Origin of the sequence: Streptococcus gallinaceus (genome assembly GCF_040545695.1) — a bacterium.
GTDB lineage: Bacteria > Bacillota > Bacilli > Lactobacillales > Streptococcaceae > Streptococcus > Streptococcus gallinaceus.
This window is the reverse complement of record NZ_JBEPMK010000003.1, coordinates 178,601-196,027: the sequence shown is the minus strand read 5'-3', so window position 1 is coordinate 196,027 and position 17,427 is coordinate 178,601. Positions and strand designations below refer to the sequence as shown.

The 17,427-nt window shown below is 42.0% G+C and carries 12 protein-coding genes; all 12 read left to right on the top strand.

The window, feature by feature from the left end:
• The first annotated feature begins 25 nt into the window (after nt 1–25).
• The 12 genes from ABID27_RS05150 (at nt 26) to ABID27_RS05095 (ending at nt 17,426) form a co-directional block, all read left to right on the top strand.
• The gene (locus ABID27_RS05150) at nt 26–3,322 is read left to right on the top strand and encodes an SPM autocatalytic domain-containing protein (RefSeq protein ID WP_354280723.1); all 3,297 of its coding nucleotides are present in this window, start codon (nt 26–28) and stop codon (nt 3,320–3,322) included.
• A 69-nt stretch (nt 3,323–3,391) separates the two neighbouring features.
• Nucleotides 3,392–4,183, top strand: a complete 792-nt coding sequence (locus ABID27_RS05145; RefSeq protein ID WP_354280721.1) for a calcium-binding protein — start codon at nt 3,392–3,394, stop codon at nt 4,181–4,183.
• 69 nt (nt 4,184–4,252) lie between these two features.
• A complete protein-coding gene (locus ABID27_RS05140; protein WP_354280719.1) occupies nt 4,253–6,391 on the top strand; it encodes a peptidase domain-containing ABC transporter in 2,139 nt (712 codons plus the stop codon).
• Nucleotides 6,381–7,490: a beta-barrel domain-containing protein gene (locus tag ABID27_RS05135; RefSeq protein ID WP_354280717.1), complete on the top strand. Its 1,110-nt coding sequence runs from the start codon at nt 6,381–6,383 to the stop codon at nt 7,488–7,490. Before ABID27_RS05140 ends, ABID27_RS05135 begins: the two co-directional genes overlap by 11 nt.
• A gap of 450 nt (nt 7,491–7,940) precedes the next feature.
• Entirely contained in the window at nt 7,941–8,567 is a 627-nt protein-coding gene (locus ABID27_RS05130) for a GDSL-type esterase/lipase family protein (RefSeq protein WP_354280715.1), read from the top strand.
• 56 nt (nt 8,568–8,623) lie between these two features.
• Nucleotides 8,624–9,166: a signal peptidase I gene (lepB, locus tag ABID27_RS05125; protein WP_354280713.1), complete on the top strand. Its 543-nt coding sequence runs from the start codon at nt 8,624–8,626 to the stop codon at nt 9,164–9,166.
• Between the two features lie 171 nt (nt 9,167–9,337).
• Nucleotides 9,338–11,149 (top strand): glutamine--fructose-6-phosphate transaminase (isomerizing), encoded by a 1,812-nt coding sequence (gene glmS, locus ABID27_RS05120; RefSeq protein ID WP_253364263.1) that lies wholly within the window; start codon nt 9,338–9,340, stop codon nt 11,147–11,149.
• A 96-nt stretch (nt 11,150–11,245) separates the two neighbouring features.
• Nucleotides 11,246–11,887 (top strand): amino acid ABC transporter permease, encoded by a 642-nt coding sequence (locus ABID27_RS05115; protein ID WP_354280711.1) that lies wholly within the window; start codon nt 11,246–11,248, stop codon nt 11,885–11,887.
• Nucleotides 11,888–11,895: 8 nt separating this feature from the next.
• Entirely contained in the window at nt 11,896–12,528 is a 633-nt protein-coding gene (locus tag ABID27_RS05110; protein ID WP_253364266.1) for an amino acid ABC transporter ATP-binding protein, read from the top strand.
• Nucleotides 12,529–12,538: 10 nt separating this feature from the next.
• Complete coding sequence (locus ABID27_RS05105; RefSeq protein WP_354280709.1) at nt 12,539–13,378, top strand: amino acid ABC transporter substrate-binding protein; 840 nt, start codon at nt 12,539–12,541, stop codon at nt 13,376–13,378.
• Between the two features lie 316 nt (nt 13,379–13,694).
• Nucleotides 13,695–15,440, top strand: coding sequence for a PTS mannitol transporter subunit IIBC (locus tag ABID27_RS05100; protein WP_354280707.1), 1,746 nt, complete (start codon nt 13,695–13,697; stop codon nt 15,438–15,440).
• A gap of 33 nt (nt 15,441–15,473) precedes the next feature.
• On the top strand, nt 15,474–17,426 hold the full coding sequence (locus tag ABID27_RS05095) for a BglG family transcription antiterminator (protein ID WP_354280705.1): 1,953 nt from the start codon (nt 15,474–15,476) through the stop codon (nt 17,424–17,426).
• Nucleotide 17,427: the final 1 nt, after the last annotated feature.

Below are 17,427 nucleotides of genomic sequence, written 5' to 3'. Positions count from 1 at the left end.
TTACAATGATGCTCTAAATACAGCTATGAAGGTCGAATCAAAGGCGTTGCATGCAAGTGATACCAAGCTGGTCATTTATCCTGATGGAAGTATGGATTTGGCCTCTACCAAAAGTGCGAATAGCCGTTTACCTGAGGTCACAGTTGGCCAGCTACAAAAGTATCAGGCTGACCCAGACTTAGTCGAGAATGAAGCCTTTAGAAAACTAACTGCCCCTGAGCAAATCACGACTGAGCGGACCTATAAGCAATACACGCAGTTACTCAAGCATATCGACGATATGCCCCTGGATGAAACTGCGAAAAATATCTATGCGACAGCTACAGGTATCAGCCTAGATCAACTATCTAAGACAGATGAGCGCCTCATCAAGATCGGGGAGTCCTTAACCCTCAAGAAGGGCAACGCCTACGACAAACTCATGGAGTTCGCCAAAAACCATGAACGTCTGACCAATACCTCCAACACTTTACTACGTGGTATGGATATCGGATTTAATGTTTTGGAAGCGGGATTGGTCTTACACGATGTTTACAAGCATCTCCATAAAGGTGACACCAAGGGAGCAATAGGAGCGGCCATTGGTGGGAGTGTTGAGTGGGGTATCACCAATAAATTGGGAGCTGCCCTTACCCTTAAGCTGGCAGGTTTAGGAGCTGTTATCGCAGGTGGTAGCGTGGTTGGTCTCGTCGCAACGACCCTGGTAGCAGGGCTGATTGGATATGGTATTGCATCTTATATCGGAAGTAAGGCAGATGAGTTAATCCAGCAGTTGTTTGCCTCATCGGAGCTTGTCGCTGCACCGGTTGATCCACTGATTTTAGATATGGCTGGCAATGGTTTCCATCCGACAACCCTGGGTCAAGGAGCTCATTTTGATTTGGATCAGAATGGATTTGCAGAAAAGATGAACTGGATATCAGGTGATGATGCCATGTTAGTAATTGACAAAAATGAAAACGGCATCATAGATGATGGAAACGAAGTCTTTGGTGATCAGACCCGTCTCAAGGACGGTCAGTATGCTAAGAATGGCTTTGAAGCCCTGAGAGAGTATGATAGTAACCAGGATGGCCTTATTTCAAGTGAGGATGTGGACTTTGGCAAACTCCTCATTTGGCAGGATAACGGAAATGCCCAGACAGAAGACGGCGAACTGGTTAGTCTAAAAGAGGCGGGTATTCAGTCTATTCAACTAGAATATAGTCAATTTGGAGAAGAGTCTGACACAGGAGTAACATTTGGAAATACTGCAACCTTTACCAAGGTTGATGGTAGTCAGTTGAACATCGCAGAATACTGGGTGAAGACAGAGACCCACAATACGATTGAACACAATAAAGGTAGCCTAGTGGGAGATGATGCCCAACTTCCAAATACAGCATCCCATGGTGCCCTTCCGTCATTGCATACCGCAATTGCTATGGATACTAGTGGTCAGTTACGAGATATGCTGGCAACCTTTAAGGTGACCGAAGATGCCAAGACTCGGAAGCAACAGATTGAGTCCATCCTGCAAATCATCGCAGGTGCTACTGATATCGCAGACAATAGCCGCGGTAGTCGATTTAGTGCGAAGAAGTTGAAAGTCGTAGAAGCCTTTATGGGCAGAAAGTTCATCGGTCAGAATGGCGCGGAACCCAATGCAAATGCTGCGAAACAACTGGAAACAGCTTATCAAGAAATCCTTCAAATGTATTACCATGATTTAATGCTTCAAACGAGAGTGCAGGAAGTACTCGTTATGATAGACCAAAACGAAAAAATGATTCGTCTTGATCAAGTAAAAGAAGCTCTAGCGACAGTAATGGATGAATCCGAAACTGTACAAAAAATAGGTGAATATGCAGGAACTCTTCATTACCTTAGTAGGTATGGAGTAAAAGGGTGGGAAGAATTTAGAGATTACTATAGTTCTCAATCAGCTATTTACAGTAAGCAAATAGCCCTTTCGACTAATCAGGCAATTGTGGGGGATGACAGTGGAGAAGCGCTGACCGTAACTGCAGAAAAATCACTTATTTACGCAGGCGCTGGCAACGACACCCTCAACGGCTCCAATGGTGCCGATACTCTCTATGGCGAAGACGGCGATGATACTATCAATGGCGGTTCAGGCAATGATACTATCATTGGTGGTGCAGGAGATGATACCTTAAAAGGTGGCGATGATAAGGATGACCACGATGTCTATCTCTTCGGTCGCGGTCACGGTAAGGATTATCTCTATGACGAGTATGGTACGAGCACTATTCGGTTTACCGATGACATCGTGGCTTCCGACTTCCTCGTTCGTCGAGATGGTCAGCACATTGTCTTGATGAATCAGGTTAGTGGAGACCAGTTAACGATCGCTTATTTCGCTAGTCATTCCACACACCGTAGAGTGATTCTAGAATTCTCAGATGGAACTGTGCATACAATTGATAATCAAGATTCTATCTTCCGCAACTTAACAGGAACGGCTGCGGATGAAACGATAGACCTGTTCCTATCTGATGGAGGGACCATCCGAGCAGGCGCCGGCAACGACACCCTCAACGGCTCCAATGGTGCCGATACTCTCTATGGCGAAGACGGCGATGATACTATCAATGGCGGTTCAGGCAATGATACTATCATTGGTGGTGCAGGAGATGATACCTTAAAAGGTGGCGATGATAAGGATGACCACGATGTCTATCTCTTCGGTCGCGGTCACGGTAAGGATTATCTCTATGACGAGTATGGTACGAGCACTATTCGGTTTACCGATGACATCGTGGCTTCCGACTTCCTCGTTCGTCGAGATGGTCAGCACATTGTCTTGATGAATCAGGTTAGTGGAGACCAGTTAACGATCGCTTATTTCGCTAGTCATTCCACACACCGTAGAGTGATTCTAGAGTTCTCAGATGGAACTGTGCATACAATTGATAATCAAGATTCTATCTTTCGCAACTTAACAGGAACGGCTGCGGATGAAACGATAGACCTGATCCTATCTGACGGAGGGACCATCCGAGCAGGCGCTGGCAACGACACCCTCAACGGCTCCAATGGTGCCGATACTCTCTATGGCGAAGACGGCGATGATACCATCAATGGCGGTTCAGGCAATGATACTATCATTGGTGGTGCAGGCGACGACACTCTCAAAGGTGGCGATGATAAGGATGACCACGATGTCTATCTCTTCGGTCGCGGTCATGGTAAGGATTATCTCTATGACGAGTATGGTACGAGCACTATTCGGTTTACCGATGACATCGTGGCTTCCGACTTCCTCGTTCGTCGAAATGGTCAGCACATTGTCTTGATGAATCAGGTTAGTGGAGACTAGTTAACGATCGCTTATTTCGCTAGTCATTCCACACACCGTAGAGTGATTCTAGAGTTCTCAGATGGAACTGTGCATACAATTGATAATCAAGATTCTATCTTCCGCAACTTAACAGGGACGGCTGCGGATGAAACGATAGACCTGATCCTATCTGACGGAGGGACCATCCGAGCAGGCGCTGGCAACGACACCCTCAACGGCTCCAATGGTGCCGATACTCTCTATGGTGAAGATGGTAACGACACCATTAATGGAGGCTCAGGTAATGATACTATCATTGGTGGTGCAGGAGATGATAACCTGTATGGTGGAGACGGAGATGATATCTATGTCTTCGGTCGTGGTCACGGTAAGGACCGGATTTCAGATAGCTCAGGTCATACGACCGTATCCTTCCAAAGTGGGATTAGCGCAGATGCTCTTCGTGTCTCTCGGGAGGGATCCGACTTGGTACTTAGTAGCTCGGAAACGGATAGCATTCGCTTGTCCAACTACCATTCCTCCTCATCTGCTCGTGATGTGTCAATGCTCTTTGCGGACCAGAGCACAGCTGTGATCAATCAGACAGATTGGACCCTAAATGTGACACCAGCATCTTTGGAGGCAAAGGCGTTCTCTGTTGAAGACCAAGTACGGGGAGCTAGGGCAGTGCTAGAAGATGCAGGAAACACTGAGATAGTGGCTGACGGTATGGCGCCTACAGACTTGTCAGTAGCTGATCAAGAGGCGGCCTACAAAGCTCAACTAGCTACTCAACTCCTATCAAGCCTACCTGATAGGAATGCAGCACCAGATACTCTGAACTCAAATCTTATAGCAACTGAGGAACTCTATACAGAGCAGTTTACATTGGGGGCGTAGAAGTACAATAATGAAGAAAAATGGATGAGTGGGGAAAGTCTCCTTGCTCATCCAAATGATGGGAGAACAATGACAAAGAATGAATATTCAGAACTAACCGCATTTTTAATTTTTTCAAAACTCAAGGACATCAGTACGAACCAAGTTGAGCTGACGGAATTGGCGGAACAATTTCAAACGAGGGGGGAAGTTTTGCTCCTTCAAATCGGTAGGTACTACGGGTTAAAATGTAAGTTAGCAAGGGTGACACCGAAAAAATGGAAGAAAAAAACTGTCTCAACCCTACCTTACCTAGCCAAAGGCAAAGATGGAGATTTCTTTTTAATGTTGGCCTATCGAGAAGAATCTGTTGTCGCCCTTTTTCCAGCAGAGACAACTCCTAGGGTATTGTCCCAGGAAGAGTTATGGGAGATTTGGGAGGGAGACGGCATTTGGATGGTTAAAAAGGGAGAAAGCGCTAGTGAGCAGGCACGATTTAGCTTCCGATGGTTCATTCCTACTATTTTAAAATTTAAAAAGGAATTTGTTCAAGTTCTTTTAGCAGTCTTTCTTGTGCAGTGTTTGGGACTATTGACTCCTATTATGACACAAGTCATCATTGATAAAGTTTTGTCGCATCGGACACTTGCTACACTCTATGTTTTAGCTTTGGGAATTGGTCTAGTCTACCTTTTTGAGCTTATCTTGTCTCTAGCCAAGAACTATCTTTTTACACATACAACCAATAGAATTGATGTCTTACTGAGCTCGAAGTTATTTGCACATTTATTTTCACTCCCCTTATCCTATTTCGAAAGTAGACGGGCTGGTGAGACAGTTGCAAGGGTTCAGGAGTTAAATCACATCCGACAATTTCTAACAGGTACTCCTTTATCAACTTTAATTGATGGTCTTTTTATCACGGTGTATTTGGTAGTGCTCTTTTTGTATAGTACTTCGCTATCTTGGGTAGTTGTTGCGTCGGTTCCCTTTTATATCATCCTGTCACTGATTGTAACACCACTTTTTAGGAAACGGTTAGATGAGAAATTTTATGCAGGAGCCCAGACTTCCTCCTTTCTTGTAGAGTCCATTCAAGGGGTACAAACGGTGAAATCGTTCGCTTTAGAGCCTAAGTTTGAAAGCAAATGGGGAGAACTACAGGCAGACTATGTCAAAGCCAGTTACAAGACAGCCATGTTAGCAGGGACATCAGGCACAATCGCCCAATATATACAGAAAATGTGTGACTTAATTGTTCTATATATTGGAGCACAGATGGTAATGGCAGGACAATTTTCAGTTGGTCAACTTGTCGCATTTCGTATGCTTTCTAGTCGCATTAGTGGTCCAGTATTGCGTTTGGTCCAACTATGGCAAGAGTACCAACAAGCCTCACTATCTGTGACACGTATAGGAGATATTTTTAATTCTCCTAGAGAAGTTGAGGCAAGTTCCGCAAAAGGTCAAGTACTGAGACTCCAAGGAAGTATTGAGTTTGATCACATCACTTTTCGTTATCGTCTGAATACACCAGAAATCTTGCGGCAACTAAGTTTTTCCATAGAACCTGGTCGTATGATTGGAGTTGTTGGTCGGAGCGGTTCTGGCAAGAGCACTATTGCAAAGTTGATTCAAGGCCTTTATCGACCGGAGATGGGCAGAGTACGGATTGATGGTATGGACACCTCTTTATTAGATCCAAAACAATTGCGTAAGCAAATCGGAGTTGTCTTACAGGAAAATTTTATTTTTAATGGAACAGTGAGAGATAACATTGCCATCCACTATCCCACAGCTAGTGTAGAAGAGGTTATTTTAGCAGCAAAACGTGCCGGAGCCCATGATTTTATCTTGGCTTTGCCAAATGGCTACGATACGATAGTCGGAGAAAAGGGGCAAGGCTTATCGGGTGGTCAAAAACAACGCTTAGCCATTGCACGTGCAATTATTGCAGATCCACCTATTTTGATTTTTGATGAGGCAACCTCGGCTCTTGATTATGAATCAGAAAGTATTATCCAACAAAATCTCAAGGCTATCTGTCAAGGTCGAACAGTAATCATGATTGCGCATCGACTATCCACCTTACGTGATGTGGATGCGATTATGGTGATTGATAATGGTAGAATAGATGCTTTTGGCTGTCACGAAGATTTGCTGAAGCAAAAAGGGCTTTATGCTTCTCTATATGAGAAGCAGGTGAAAGGAGAGGTTGATGCTGGATAATAAGAAAGAAAGTATGCTGAGTCGCTATATTCAACGAACGAGCCAGATGAAAGAAGAACGGTTGCGCTATGATTTTATGCCCTCTTTACTTGAAATTATAGAGCGGCCTAGCCACATCGCAGGAAGTGTAATTGTTTTGACAATCTTCACTTTAGTTATTGTAACTGGAATCTGGGCATCAGTTTCGCGTATTGATATAGTTGTCAGGGGGACAGGAACCGTACAGCCTAGCAAAGAGTCTTCAAAACTTTACTCGCAATCCACTGGATTTATTGACTTGGTTCATGTCAAAGAAGGTGACCGTGTGGTAAAAGGACAGACAATTTTGAGTTTGGATCAGACGGTTATTTCTACTCAAGTCCAGCAGATACAGCAGGAAGTCTCACAACTTGAGACGCAAATAAGCGTCTATCAACAGCTGATAAGCGATGTTTTTCAAACGCTAGACTTATCCAGCTATAAAGAAGGAGAGCGTTCTAGCATTGATGCTATTATTAGTGAACAGACTTATTACCAAGAGTTATGGAGACGGGAGGGGGAAACAATTCGTAATCAGTACGCGGCAATGATACGAGAAAAAATTCTCACTTTCGAAAACAAACTAAGTCTTTCGAAAGTGTCTTTAGAACAAGCAAAATACCAAATGGAGCACTTAATTTTGAAAGCTCCTATTAATGGTAGGGTCCTCTCATTGGCCCAACACCATACAGGAGAGTTGCTAACTCAATCTTCGCCAGTTGCAGTCTTGCTGCCTGATGATGTTCCGTATACATTTACCGGATATTTATCTGATAAGGATATGGCTGATGTGGCTGTTGGTGATGCTGTTGAAATTAAGCTATCTGCTTATCCTTATGCTGACTACGGCTCCATAGCGGGTCAGATTAGTAGTATTGGCTCAACAGCTATAAAAGTAGAAGGTCATGGGATGGTCTATGAAATCGTGATTGATCCGATAATGAAAAAACTCCCAAAGGGTGTTCAGTTGAAATCAGGATTATCAGGGAGTTTTGAAATCAAACAGGGAAGTAGAACTGTACTAGAATACTTTTTGGATCCCATCGTAGGAGGATTAGATGATAGCTTAAAAGAAAAATAAGTTATTAAATATAATTAGTTTTGAAAAGTAGAAGTCCTTCACAATAAACAAAACAGGAATAACTTGACCTCTCTTATCAAGAGAATAAATGCTCCGACTTGTTTGAGACAGACGAAAATTTGATAAATAAAACTTGATAAATTCAATTATTGCTTACAACTTGTTTGAATCTATGTCTGTTTTCAAGCATGTCTATTACTTTTTTTATAAAATGAACGTAATACCAATAAGAACCTGTATTTAAAACCCGGTATTTTTGATTAAAATTTTTTCTTAATCATTATCATCATAATGGGAGTCAATGTTCTTCTAAAAAATATATTTATCATCAAAAAATGCTTTCCTATCTTAGATGAATTTCACTTATAGATTTCCCAAAATAAAAATTCGCTCATTTAGAACTGATTTTGCTATAATGAAGTCATCGTTTTATTTTTTAAGGAGAGAGAAATGACAGATGTGATGTATCCAGATGTCCTTGTCAAGGGAGCTGGAGCCATAAAGGTTGCGACAGTTGGTGATAGTTTAACTTACGGATATGGCTTGGAAAATCGGGAACAAGATGCCTACCCATCTATTTTAGCGGATTTGCTAGGAAGTCATTATCAAGTTAGCAATTTTGGGCTTAGCGGTCGTTCCTTGCAATCAACAGCTGATTTTCCTTATTTTAATGAAAAAAATGCACAACTTTCTTTAGAAAGCGATGCGGATATTGTTATCATTATGATTGGCAGTAATGACAGTCGAGGTCCCTATTGGAATAAGGAAAGATTTGTCAGCGAGTACCGAAAAATGGTAGAGCGTTACATAAACTTACCAAGTCATCCAGATGTTTTTTTGGTCGTGCCACCCTTTGTGCCAACCAGTCGATTTGGGCTGAATAACGTCATTATCAGAGATGAATTGCAAGAGATTATTCCGAAAATTGCCCAAGAATTTGACCTACCCTTTATCAATCTTTATCCCTTAACGGATGGGAAAGAAGCCTATTATAGTGATGGTCTGCACCTCACACCCTTGGGAAATCAGCTAGTGGCACAGACAGTGTTTTCTCATTTATTAGGGGAAAAGGCCTGAGATTTTTCTCGAAGATTATGCTATAATGTTAGGAAAGGAAATGTTTAGGAGAGATTATGGTAAAGCGAGATTTGATAACGCAGATTGTAGTAGGACTATTGTTGGTAGTGGGATTCGTGGTGTTGCGCGTGTGGTTTTTTGAACCAGTCACAATCAATGGTCAAATGGACAATCAATACTTGAAAAAAGATAGTGTCGTACTGGCTTCAAAAAATTCAGATATTACTTATGGAGATTTTGTTCTCTATCAAGTTGATGGAAAAGAGTATGTCGGACGCATTGTTGCGGCGCAAGGCGATACCGTCACTTATATGGACGATGTCCTTTATCGCAACAATAAAATCATTGACGAAAACTATCTAAAGAGAACCAATAAATCGGAATACTATACAGAAGATATGACCATTGCAACATTGACGCAAGGTGAGCATGTCTCTGTCCCTAAAAATGAATATCTTTTGCTCAATGACAATCGTGCAGACAAGCGAGATAGTCGCCAATTTGGCTTAATTGCCAAAAAAGATATTATCGGGCAAGTCTTTTTCCGTATCAGCCCACTCAAGCAATTTGGATTTATCGATACAGGACTGGCAGAGTAATGCTAGTCTTTTTTAGATATCTATTTGCAAAAATAGACTATACCAATTTATTTCTTGACAAGTAAAAAAACTTGTAATATACTGTAATCGTTCGGGTCTAAAGAGTTTTAAATGAACTAGACCAATTTAAAAAAAGAAACGAAAGCAACCTCAAGGTTGAAGGTAATAAATATGTGTGGGATTGTTGGTGTTGTAGGAAATACAAATGCAACGGAAATTTTGATTCAGGGACTTGAAAAGCTGGAGTATCGTGGATATGATTCTGCGGGTATCTTCGTAACAGGAGCTGGTACAGGTCGTTTGGTCAAGTCAGTTGGACGTATTGCTGATTTGTCAGAAAAAGTTGGTCAACATACAGAAGATACGATTGGTATCGGCCACACACGTTGGGCAACTCACGGCAAACCGACCGAAGACAATGCGCATCCGCACACATCTGCAACAGGACGTCTTGTTCTCGTTCATAACGGTGTGATTGAAAACTACTTGGATATCAAAAATACCTACCTTGCAGGTCACAGCCTTAAAGGTCAAACAGATACTGAAATTGCTGTGCATTTGATCGGTCAATTTGTAGAAGATGGCTTGTCAGTTTTAGAAGCCTTCAAAAAAGCTCTTCATATCATCCAAGGTTCATATGCTTTTGCCTTGATTGATGCAGAAGATGCAGAGACAATTTACGTCGCTAAAAATAAATCACCACTCTTGATTGGTCTTGGCCAAGGTTACAACATGGTCTGCTCAGATGCCATGGCTATGATCCGTGAGACTAGCGAATATATGGAAATCCACGATAAAGAATTGGTTATCGTGAAAAAAGACAGTGTTCAAGTGATGGACTACGATGGAAATGCTATTGAGCGTGGTAGCTACACTGCTGAACTTGACTTGTCTGATATTGGTAAAGGGACTTATCCTTTCTACATGCTCAAAGAAATTGATGAGCAGCCAACTGTTATGCGTAAGTTGATTTCGACATATGCTGATGAAGAAGGCAATATGACAGTTGATGCGGACATTATCAAGGCAGTTCAAGACGCAGACCGCATTTACATCTTGGCAGCAGGTACTTCTTACAATGCTGGTTTTGCTTCTAAAAACATGCTAGAAGCCTTGACAGATACACCAGTTGAGTTGGGTGTTGCTTCAGAGTGGGGGTACCACATGCCACTGCTCAGCAAAAAACCACTTTTCATCCTCTTGACCCAATCAGGTGAAACGGCTGATAGCCGTCAAGTATTGGTAAAAGCAAATGAAATGGGTATTCCAAGTTTGACCATTACCAATGTACCTGGATCAACTCTTTCTCGTGAAGCAACTTACACCATGCTCCTTCATGCAGGACCAGAAATTGCCGTGGCTTCAACTAAAGCCTATACAGCACAAATCGCCTCCCTTGCCTTCCTCGCAAAAGCTGTCGGTGAAGCAAATGGCAAACAGGAAGCACTTGACTTTAACTTGGTACACGAATTGTCATTGGTTGCTCAGTCAATCGAGTCTACTTTGTCAGAAAAAGACGTGATTGCAGAAAAAGTTGAAAAATTATTGGCAACCACACGCAACGCATTCTACATCGGACGTGGAAATGATTACTACGTAACCATGGAAGCAGCCTTGAAGTTGAAAGAAATTTCCTATATCCAAACAGAAGGTTTCGCAGCTGGTGAATTGAAACACGGTACTATTTCCTTGATTGAAGAGGGAACACCGGTTATCGCTCTCCTTTCTGCCAATGAAAAAGTTGCAGCCCATACACGTGGAAATATCGCGGAGGTAGTATCACGTGGCGCTCATACTCTAGTAATTGCAGAAGAAGGTGTCGAACGTGAGGGAGATGACCTCGTCTTGAACTCCGTACATCCTTACCTATCAAGTATTTCGATGGTTATTCCAACACAATTGATTGCTTATTATGCATCACTTCAACGAGGCTTGGACGTTGACAAGCCTCGTAACCTTGCTAAAGCAGTTACCGTTGAATAGAAAACCAAAGAGAGCAGCAGCTCTCTTTTTGCATATATATACAAAAAATGAGAGAAGTGTGATATAATAAAATTTGTATAAAATGAAGAGGTTATTATGGATTATATTTTAGATGTATTACCGAGATTATTGAGTGGTGCAGGGGTGACAATCCAAGTATTCTGTATGGTTTTGGTGCTTTCCTTGCCATTGGGTGCAGTTGTCGCTTTCTTGATGCGGATTCATTTTCCGCCCCTACGCTGGTTGCTTAATCTCTATGTTTTGATTATGCGTGGTACGCCCTTGCTCTTGCAGTTGATTTTCATTTATTATGTGTTGCCAACGATTGGAGTGACCTTTGACCGGATGCCAGCTGTCATTATCGCTTTCACGCTCAACTATGCGGCTTATTTTTCAGAAATCTTCCGCGGAGGGATTGATGCGATTCCTGAAGGTCAGTATGAAGCGGCCAAGGTATTGAAATTTACTCACCTGCAGACCATACGTTACATTATTTTGCCACAAGTCGTGAAAATCGTTTTACCGAGTGTGTTCAATGAGGTCATCAATTTGGTCAAGGATACCTCTCTGGTATACATCCTTGGTGTTGGAGACCTCTTGCAGGTTAGTAAGACAGCAGCCAACCGTGATGCCAGTCTGGCACCGATGTTCATTGCAGGAGCAATATATCTCATCATGATTGGAATCACTACACTTGGTTCTAAGTGGATCGAGAAGAAGTTTGATTATTACAAATAGGAGGAAATATGTTAGAATTACGAAATCTATCTAAGAAATTTGGCAATAAACAGATTTTCTCTCATTATGATTTGTTGATTCCTGAGGGGAATATCATTGCCATCGTGGGGCAATCTGGTGGCGGAAAGACAACTCTGCTCCGTATGCTAGCTGGACTAGAGACAATCGACGAAGGCCAGATTTTATACAACGGTGAGGAATTGTCACTGGATGAGCTAGAAAAACGAAACTTACTTGGTTTTGTCTTTCAGGATTTTCAACTCTTCCCGCACTTGTCTGTCTTGGAAAACTTGACCTTGTCGCCGATTAAGACCATGGGTTTGTCATCTGACGAGGCAGAAAAAAAGGCTAAGAAGTTGCTGGAAAAATTGGGCTTGGCTAATCATGCGACTGCCTATCCATTTTCATTGTCAGGTGGGCAAAAGCAGCGGGTTGCCTTGGCGCGTGCCATGATGATTGACCCAGAGATTATCGGTTATGACGAGCCGACTTCAGCGCTTGACCCTGAGCTGCGTAAGGAAGTGGAAAATCTTATCCTCAAAAATAAGGACACGGGAATTACTCAGATTGTTGTCACTCATGATATGCAGTTTGCAGAAAATATTGCAGACCAGATCATCAAAATTGAACCAAAACACTAGGAGTTTGCTTATGAAACTGAAAAAAATGTTACTAGGAGCGACTGTGCTTCTTGCAGGTCTTGCATTGACAGCTTGTGGAACGAGCAAGAAAACGGAAACGAAAAAAGACAGTTGGGACAGCATTAAATCTGCTAAAAAAGTTACGATTGGTTTTGACAATACCTTTGTACCAATGGGATATGAAGATAAGTCAGGAAAAAATGTCGGCTTTGATATTGACCTAGCAGAAGCGGTTTTTGCCAAATATAACGTCAAAGTTGAATGGCAGCCAATTGACTGGGATTTGAAAGAAACAGAACTCAGTAATGGCAACATCGCGCTCATCTGGAACGGCTATACTGCTACAGCTGAGCGCGAGAAGAAAGTGCTCTTTACGGATAATTACATGGCCAATGCTCAAGTCTTGGTAACGAAAAAGTCTTCAAAAATTGATACAGTGGCGGCTATGAAGGGTAAAGTTTTGGGAGCCCAAGCTGGTTCGTCTGGCTACACGGCTTTTGAAAATCAAGCAGACATTCTCAAAGACATCGTCAAAGACAATGATGCAACGCAATACTCAACTTTTAACGAAGCCTTGATTGATTTGCAAAATGATCGGATTGATGGACTCTTGATTGACCGCGTTTATGCAAATTATTACTTGAAAGAAGAAGGAATACTTGCAGACTACAATGTCTTAGATGCTGGTTATGACAGTGAGGCTTTTGCAGTCGGTGCACGAAAAGCAGATAAGACCTTGGTTAACAATATCAATAAAGCCTTGAAAGAACTCTATGCAGATGGCAGTTTCCAAAAAATCTCTGACAAATGGTTCGGAGAAGATGTTGCTGCGGATGATATTAAGAAATAAATAGAAACCAGACACGGTCTGGTTTTTTTGTATGTTTGTGACAAAAAAATCTTGGCACAAAAACTGTGACAAAGTTTGAGTGTTTTTGACAGAGGAAGCAAGTTATAATAGACTTATTAAAATGAGTGAGCAAGATAAAAGTTCAATTCTAATTAATCGAGTTTTATACGGTCTCACATCTTAGGGAATTGAGTTCGCCCTAAACTCTTTGGAAAAAAGATAAATCTTCCAAGTATTGACCATACTTTGTCAGGCTTTCTATTTTTCCTTCGAGTTTTATACGGTCTCACATCTTATATTTAGGAGGAGAGAAGACATGGAAAATGGTTCTTCTTGGAAAGTACGGGTTCAAAAACTCGGTACGACGTTATCAAACATGGTTATGCCTAACATTGGGGCATTCATTGCTTGGGGTGTCTTGACAGCACTCTTTATTGAAACAGGTTGGTTGCCAAATGCCCACTTTGCAAAAGCGGTTAGTCCAATGTTGACATATGCTTTGCCACTCTTGATTGGTTATACTGGTGGTCATGCCGTTTACGGTCAACGTGGTGCGGTAGTTGGTGCTATTGCAACATTTGGTGCTATTTCAGGTTCATCTGTTCCAATGTTTATCGGAGCAATGGTTATGGGTCCTCTTGGTGCATGGTGCATTAAGAAATTTGATGAAAAATTCCAATCAAAAATCCGTGCAGGGTTTGAAATGTTGGTTAATAACTTCTCAGCAGGTTTGATTGGTTTTGCCCTTCTCTTGATTGCCAATAAATTGATTGGTCCAGTTGTAGCAAGTTTGACAGAAGCGATTGGTAACGGAGTACAAGTTTTGGTTGACCTCCATCTTTTGCCACTTGCAAACATCTTGATTGAACCAGCTAAAGTTCTCTTCTTGAATAACGCCCTTAACCACGGTATCTTTACACCTCTTGGTACAGAGCAAGTTCTTCAAACAGGTAAATCAGTTCTCTTCCTTTTGGAAGCAAACCCTGGTCCAGGTCTTGGTATCCTCCTTGCCTTTGCAGTCTTTGGTAAAGGTTCAGCTAAATCTTCTTCATGGGGTGCTATAATCATCCACTTCCTTGGTGGTATCCACGAAATCTACTTTCCATACGTTATGATGAAACCAGCTCTCTTCCTTGCAGCTATCGCAGGTGGTGTAGCAGGTACATTTACAAATGTTCTTCTTGGCTCAGGTTTGTCTGGACCAGCTTCACCAGGTTCTATTATCGCTATTGAATTGATGGCTCCTAAAGGTGTGTGGCCACACGTGAATGTATTCCTTGGTGTTCTTGTCGCAGCAGCAGTTTCATTCCTTGTCGCAGCCGTTATCTTGAAAGCAGATAAATCTGAAGGTGATGATTTGGCAAAAGCGCAAGCAGCAACAAAAGCAGCTAAAGCAGCTTCAAAAGGTCAAGCTCTTCCAGTTTCAGCAGAAATTTCAACAGACGCTGTTAAACAAATCATCTTCGCATGTGATGCAGGTATGGGTAGCTCAGCAATGGGCGCATCTCTTCTTCGCAAAAAAGTACAAGAAGCAGGTCTTGATATCCCTGTAACAAATAAAGCTATCTCAACACTTGAGGATACTGATTTGACATTGATTGTCACACAAGAAGAATTGACACTACGTGCACAACAACGTACACCACGCGCCATCCATGTTTCAGTAGATAACTTCTTGACATCACCAAAATACGATGAAATCGTAGCAAAATTGGCAGACAAGGCACCAGCTGAAAAAAAGTCTGAAGCCGTAGGCCAAGCAACAAGTCACGCTAGCCTCGTAGGTGTAGAAAAAGTGGTATTTGCCTATGATAAGGCACAGGGTTCAGCGACTATGGGTAAAGAAACCTTGAAAGCTATTTTCAAGAACAAGAACATCACTATCCCAGTTGAAACAGTTGCCTACACAGGGTTGGCTCAATTAAACAATCCAGCTATCTTAGTGGTTGTTACTGCAGATAAAGCAGCAGGTGTAGAAGCTATTGCACCAGCAGCTCGTATCCTTGCGGTAGATAGTCTTGTTACTACACCAGACTACGACAAATTGGTCGCAACAATCTAAGACTTAGCAAACAATTTATAGTATAATAAGGCTATGCTATTAACCAAACGTGAAGAACAATTATTGAAAGCTTTCCTACAAGTGGGAAAGCTTTCGTTGAAAGAAATGGCTGAAATTTTACAAGTTTCCAGTCGGACGGTCTATCGCACCTTGTCAGATTTGACGGTAACCTTGGCGGATGAGGGGATTCTCATTATCAAGGAGGGAAAGAAATACCATCTGTCTGGAGATTTGGATAATGTGCAGCTGGATTCATCTTTAGAAGAATTTTCAGTTAGTGAACGTCAGTTACGGATTGCTTATAGTCTTCTGACCAGCTCCTCTCCCATTACCAATGAACAGTTGCAAGATATTTTTCTTGTTTCCAATGTCACCATTATCCAAGATATGGCTGTTTTAGAGAAGCGCTTGAGTGATTTTGGATTAGAATTGGTGCGGGCAAAGGGCTACAGTATTGGAGGGTCTGGAGCGAATCGTAGACGTTTTCTAGCAAATCTTCTAACAAATGCTATTTCGGTGCATGATTTTTGGCATGATAACATCGCAGAGTTTACCATTCTCAATCCAGAGATGACAGGTGTGATTCGGCAGGTTTTTGAAGAACACCAAGCCAGTCTGGGTGAACTGGATGCCAAGCTAAAAGAGTTTTTGATGATGTTGTTGAGTTTGGCGGACAATCAGGGAGACTTGTATTCACAGGTCAATGTCTCCAAGGACGCGCTGGATATTTCACAAAAATTGTTTGCGGATTTGGCCAAGGCGACAAAGCATTTTTACAACATTCAAGAGATTATTTATTTTGCAAATATCTTGGATGAGGTGATCTTGAAGCGGCAGGAAGTCCCCCTTTTCCGGGAAAAATTTGACAGTGAGTTTTATTACAATGTATCTCAGTTGGTGGATTCGGTGTCGTGCTTTACCAAGATTGATTTCGTCAAGGATAAGATGCTCTTTCAGTTATTATTCAATCACTTGAAGTTGAGTTTGGCAGTGCCGCAGCTCTTTCCGGAGCATTCCCTGTCAAATGTAGCTCATCTAGCAACGCAGAACAATCAATTCTTGCATAGTCTAGTTAGCTTGCTCATGAAGGATATTTTTCCACCATTTTTACAAAATGAATACGAGTACGAGCTGGTAACGTTGCATTTTGCAGCGAGTCTGCGTCGCAGTCCGGATATTTATCCTATTCGCATTCTTTTGTTAACGGATGAGCGTCCGCTGACGACGAGTGTCCTGGTGTCTAAAATCAAAAACATTGCTCCATTTGTCGAGTTAATCGATGTGAAAAGCACAACGGATTTACCTCATTTACAGCTGAAACAGTATGATTATTGTCTGTCTACGAACCCCCTTTCGCATGAGGGAATTGACTTGATTTCAACTTTTCCAAATACGCAGGAAATCTTAGAATTACAGGAAACCTTGCAGTGCATCCAAGAAAATCGAACCATTTCTGCGCGTGAAGATATTCGCCCAGAAGTTTCCTATGATTTGCAAGCCTACATCCAGTCGTCAAGCCAACTCTTGCAACATTTTGACTTTGACATGATTGACAATCCAGCTGGTTTTGAAGCAACCGTTTATCAGATTATCGAAAACTTATCTGTCGTGACGGACGGTGATTATGTGGCTAAGAAGATTTTGGCACGATTTGAGACCAGTCCATTAGCCATTCCAAATACCAATTTGGCGCTTTTGCACACGCAATCAAGCAAGGTGAACTCAAGCCAATTTATGGTGGTTGAATTATCTCAACCTGTTCAAGCCTTGTCCATGAATTACCAACAAGAAGAAGTCAAACGGATTCTGGTCATGTTGACAAAATTGGATGAAAACCAAGAAATGCGTGATTTGATGACAGCCATCAGCCAGTCGATTATCGAAAATAAATTGTACACTGAAATTTATCGAGCGGGAAATCGGGACATCATTTACCACCTGCTCAATACCATCTTTACTGAAAAAATTAAAAAATTGGAGAACTAAC

Bases quoted from the DNA above. Each gene is read 5' to 3' on its own strand.
- ABID27_RS05150 (WP_354280723.1), top strand. From the start codon at position 26: ATGAAGGTCGAATCAAAGGCGTTGCATGCAAGTGATACCAAGCTGGTC.
- ABID27_RS05140 (WP_354280719.1), top strand. From the start codon at position 4,253: ATGACAAAGAATGAATATTCAGAACTAACCGCATTTTTAATTTTTTCA.
- ABID27_RS05135 (WP_354280717.1), top strand. From the start codon at position 6,381: ATGCTGGATAATAAGAAAGAAAGTATGCTGAGTCGCTATATTCAACGA.
- ABID27_RS05130 (WP_354280715.1), top strand. From the start codon at position 7,941: ATGACAGATGTGATGTATCCAGATGTCCTTGTCAAGGGAGCTGGAGCC.
- lepB (WP_354280713.1), top strand. From the start codon at position 8,624: ATGGTAAAGCGAGATTTGATAACGCAGATTGTAGTAGGACTATTGTTG.
- glmS (WP_253364263.1), top strand. From the start codon at position 9,338: ATGTGTGGGATTGTTGGTGTTGTAGGAAATACAAATGCAACGGAAATT.
- ABID27_RS05115 (WP_354280711.1), top strand. From the start codon at position 11,246: ATGGATTATATTTTAGATGTATTACCGAGATTATTGAGTGGTGCAGGG.
- ABID27_RS05110 (WP_253364266.1), top strand. From the start codon at position 11,896: ATGTTAGAATTACGAAATCTATCTAAGAAATTTGGCAATAAACAGATT.
- ABID27_RS05105 (WP_354280709.1), top strand. From the start codon at position 12,539: ATGAAACTGAAAAAAATGTTACTAGGAGCGACTGTGCTTCTTGCAGGT.
- ABID27_RS05100 (WP_354280707.1), top strand. From the start codon at position 13,695: ATGGAAAATGGTTCTTCTTGGAAAGTACGGGTTCAAAAACTCGGTACG.
- ABID27_RS05095 (WP_354280705.1), top strand. From the start codon at position 15,474: ATGCTATTAACCAAACGTGAAGAACAATTATTGAAAGCTTTCCTACAA.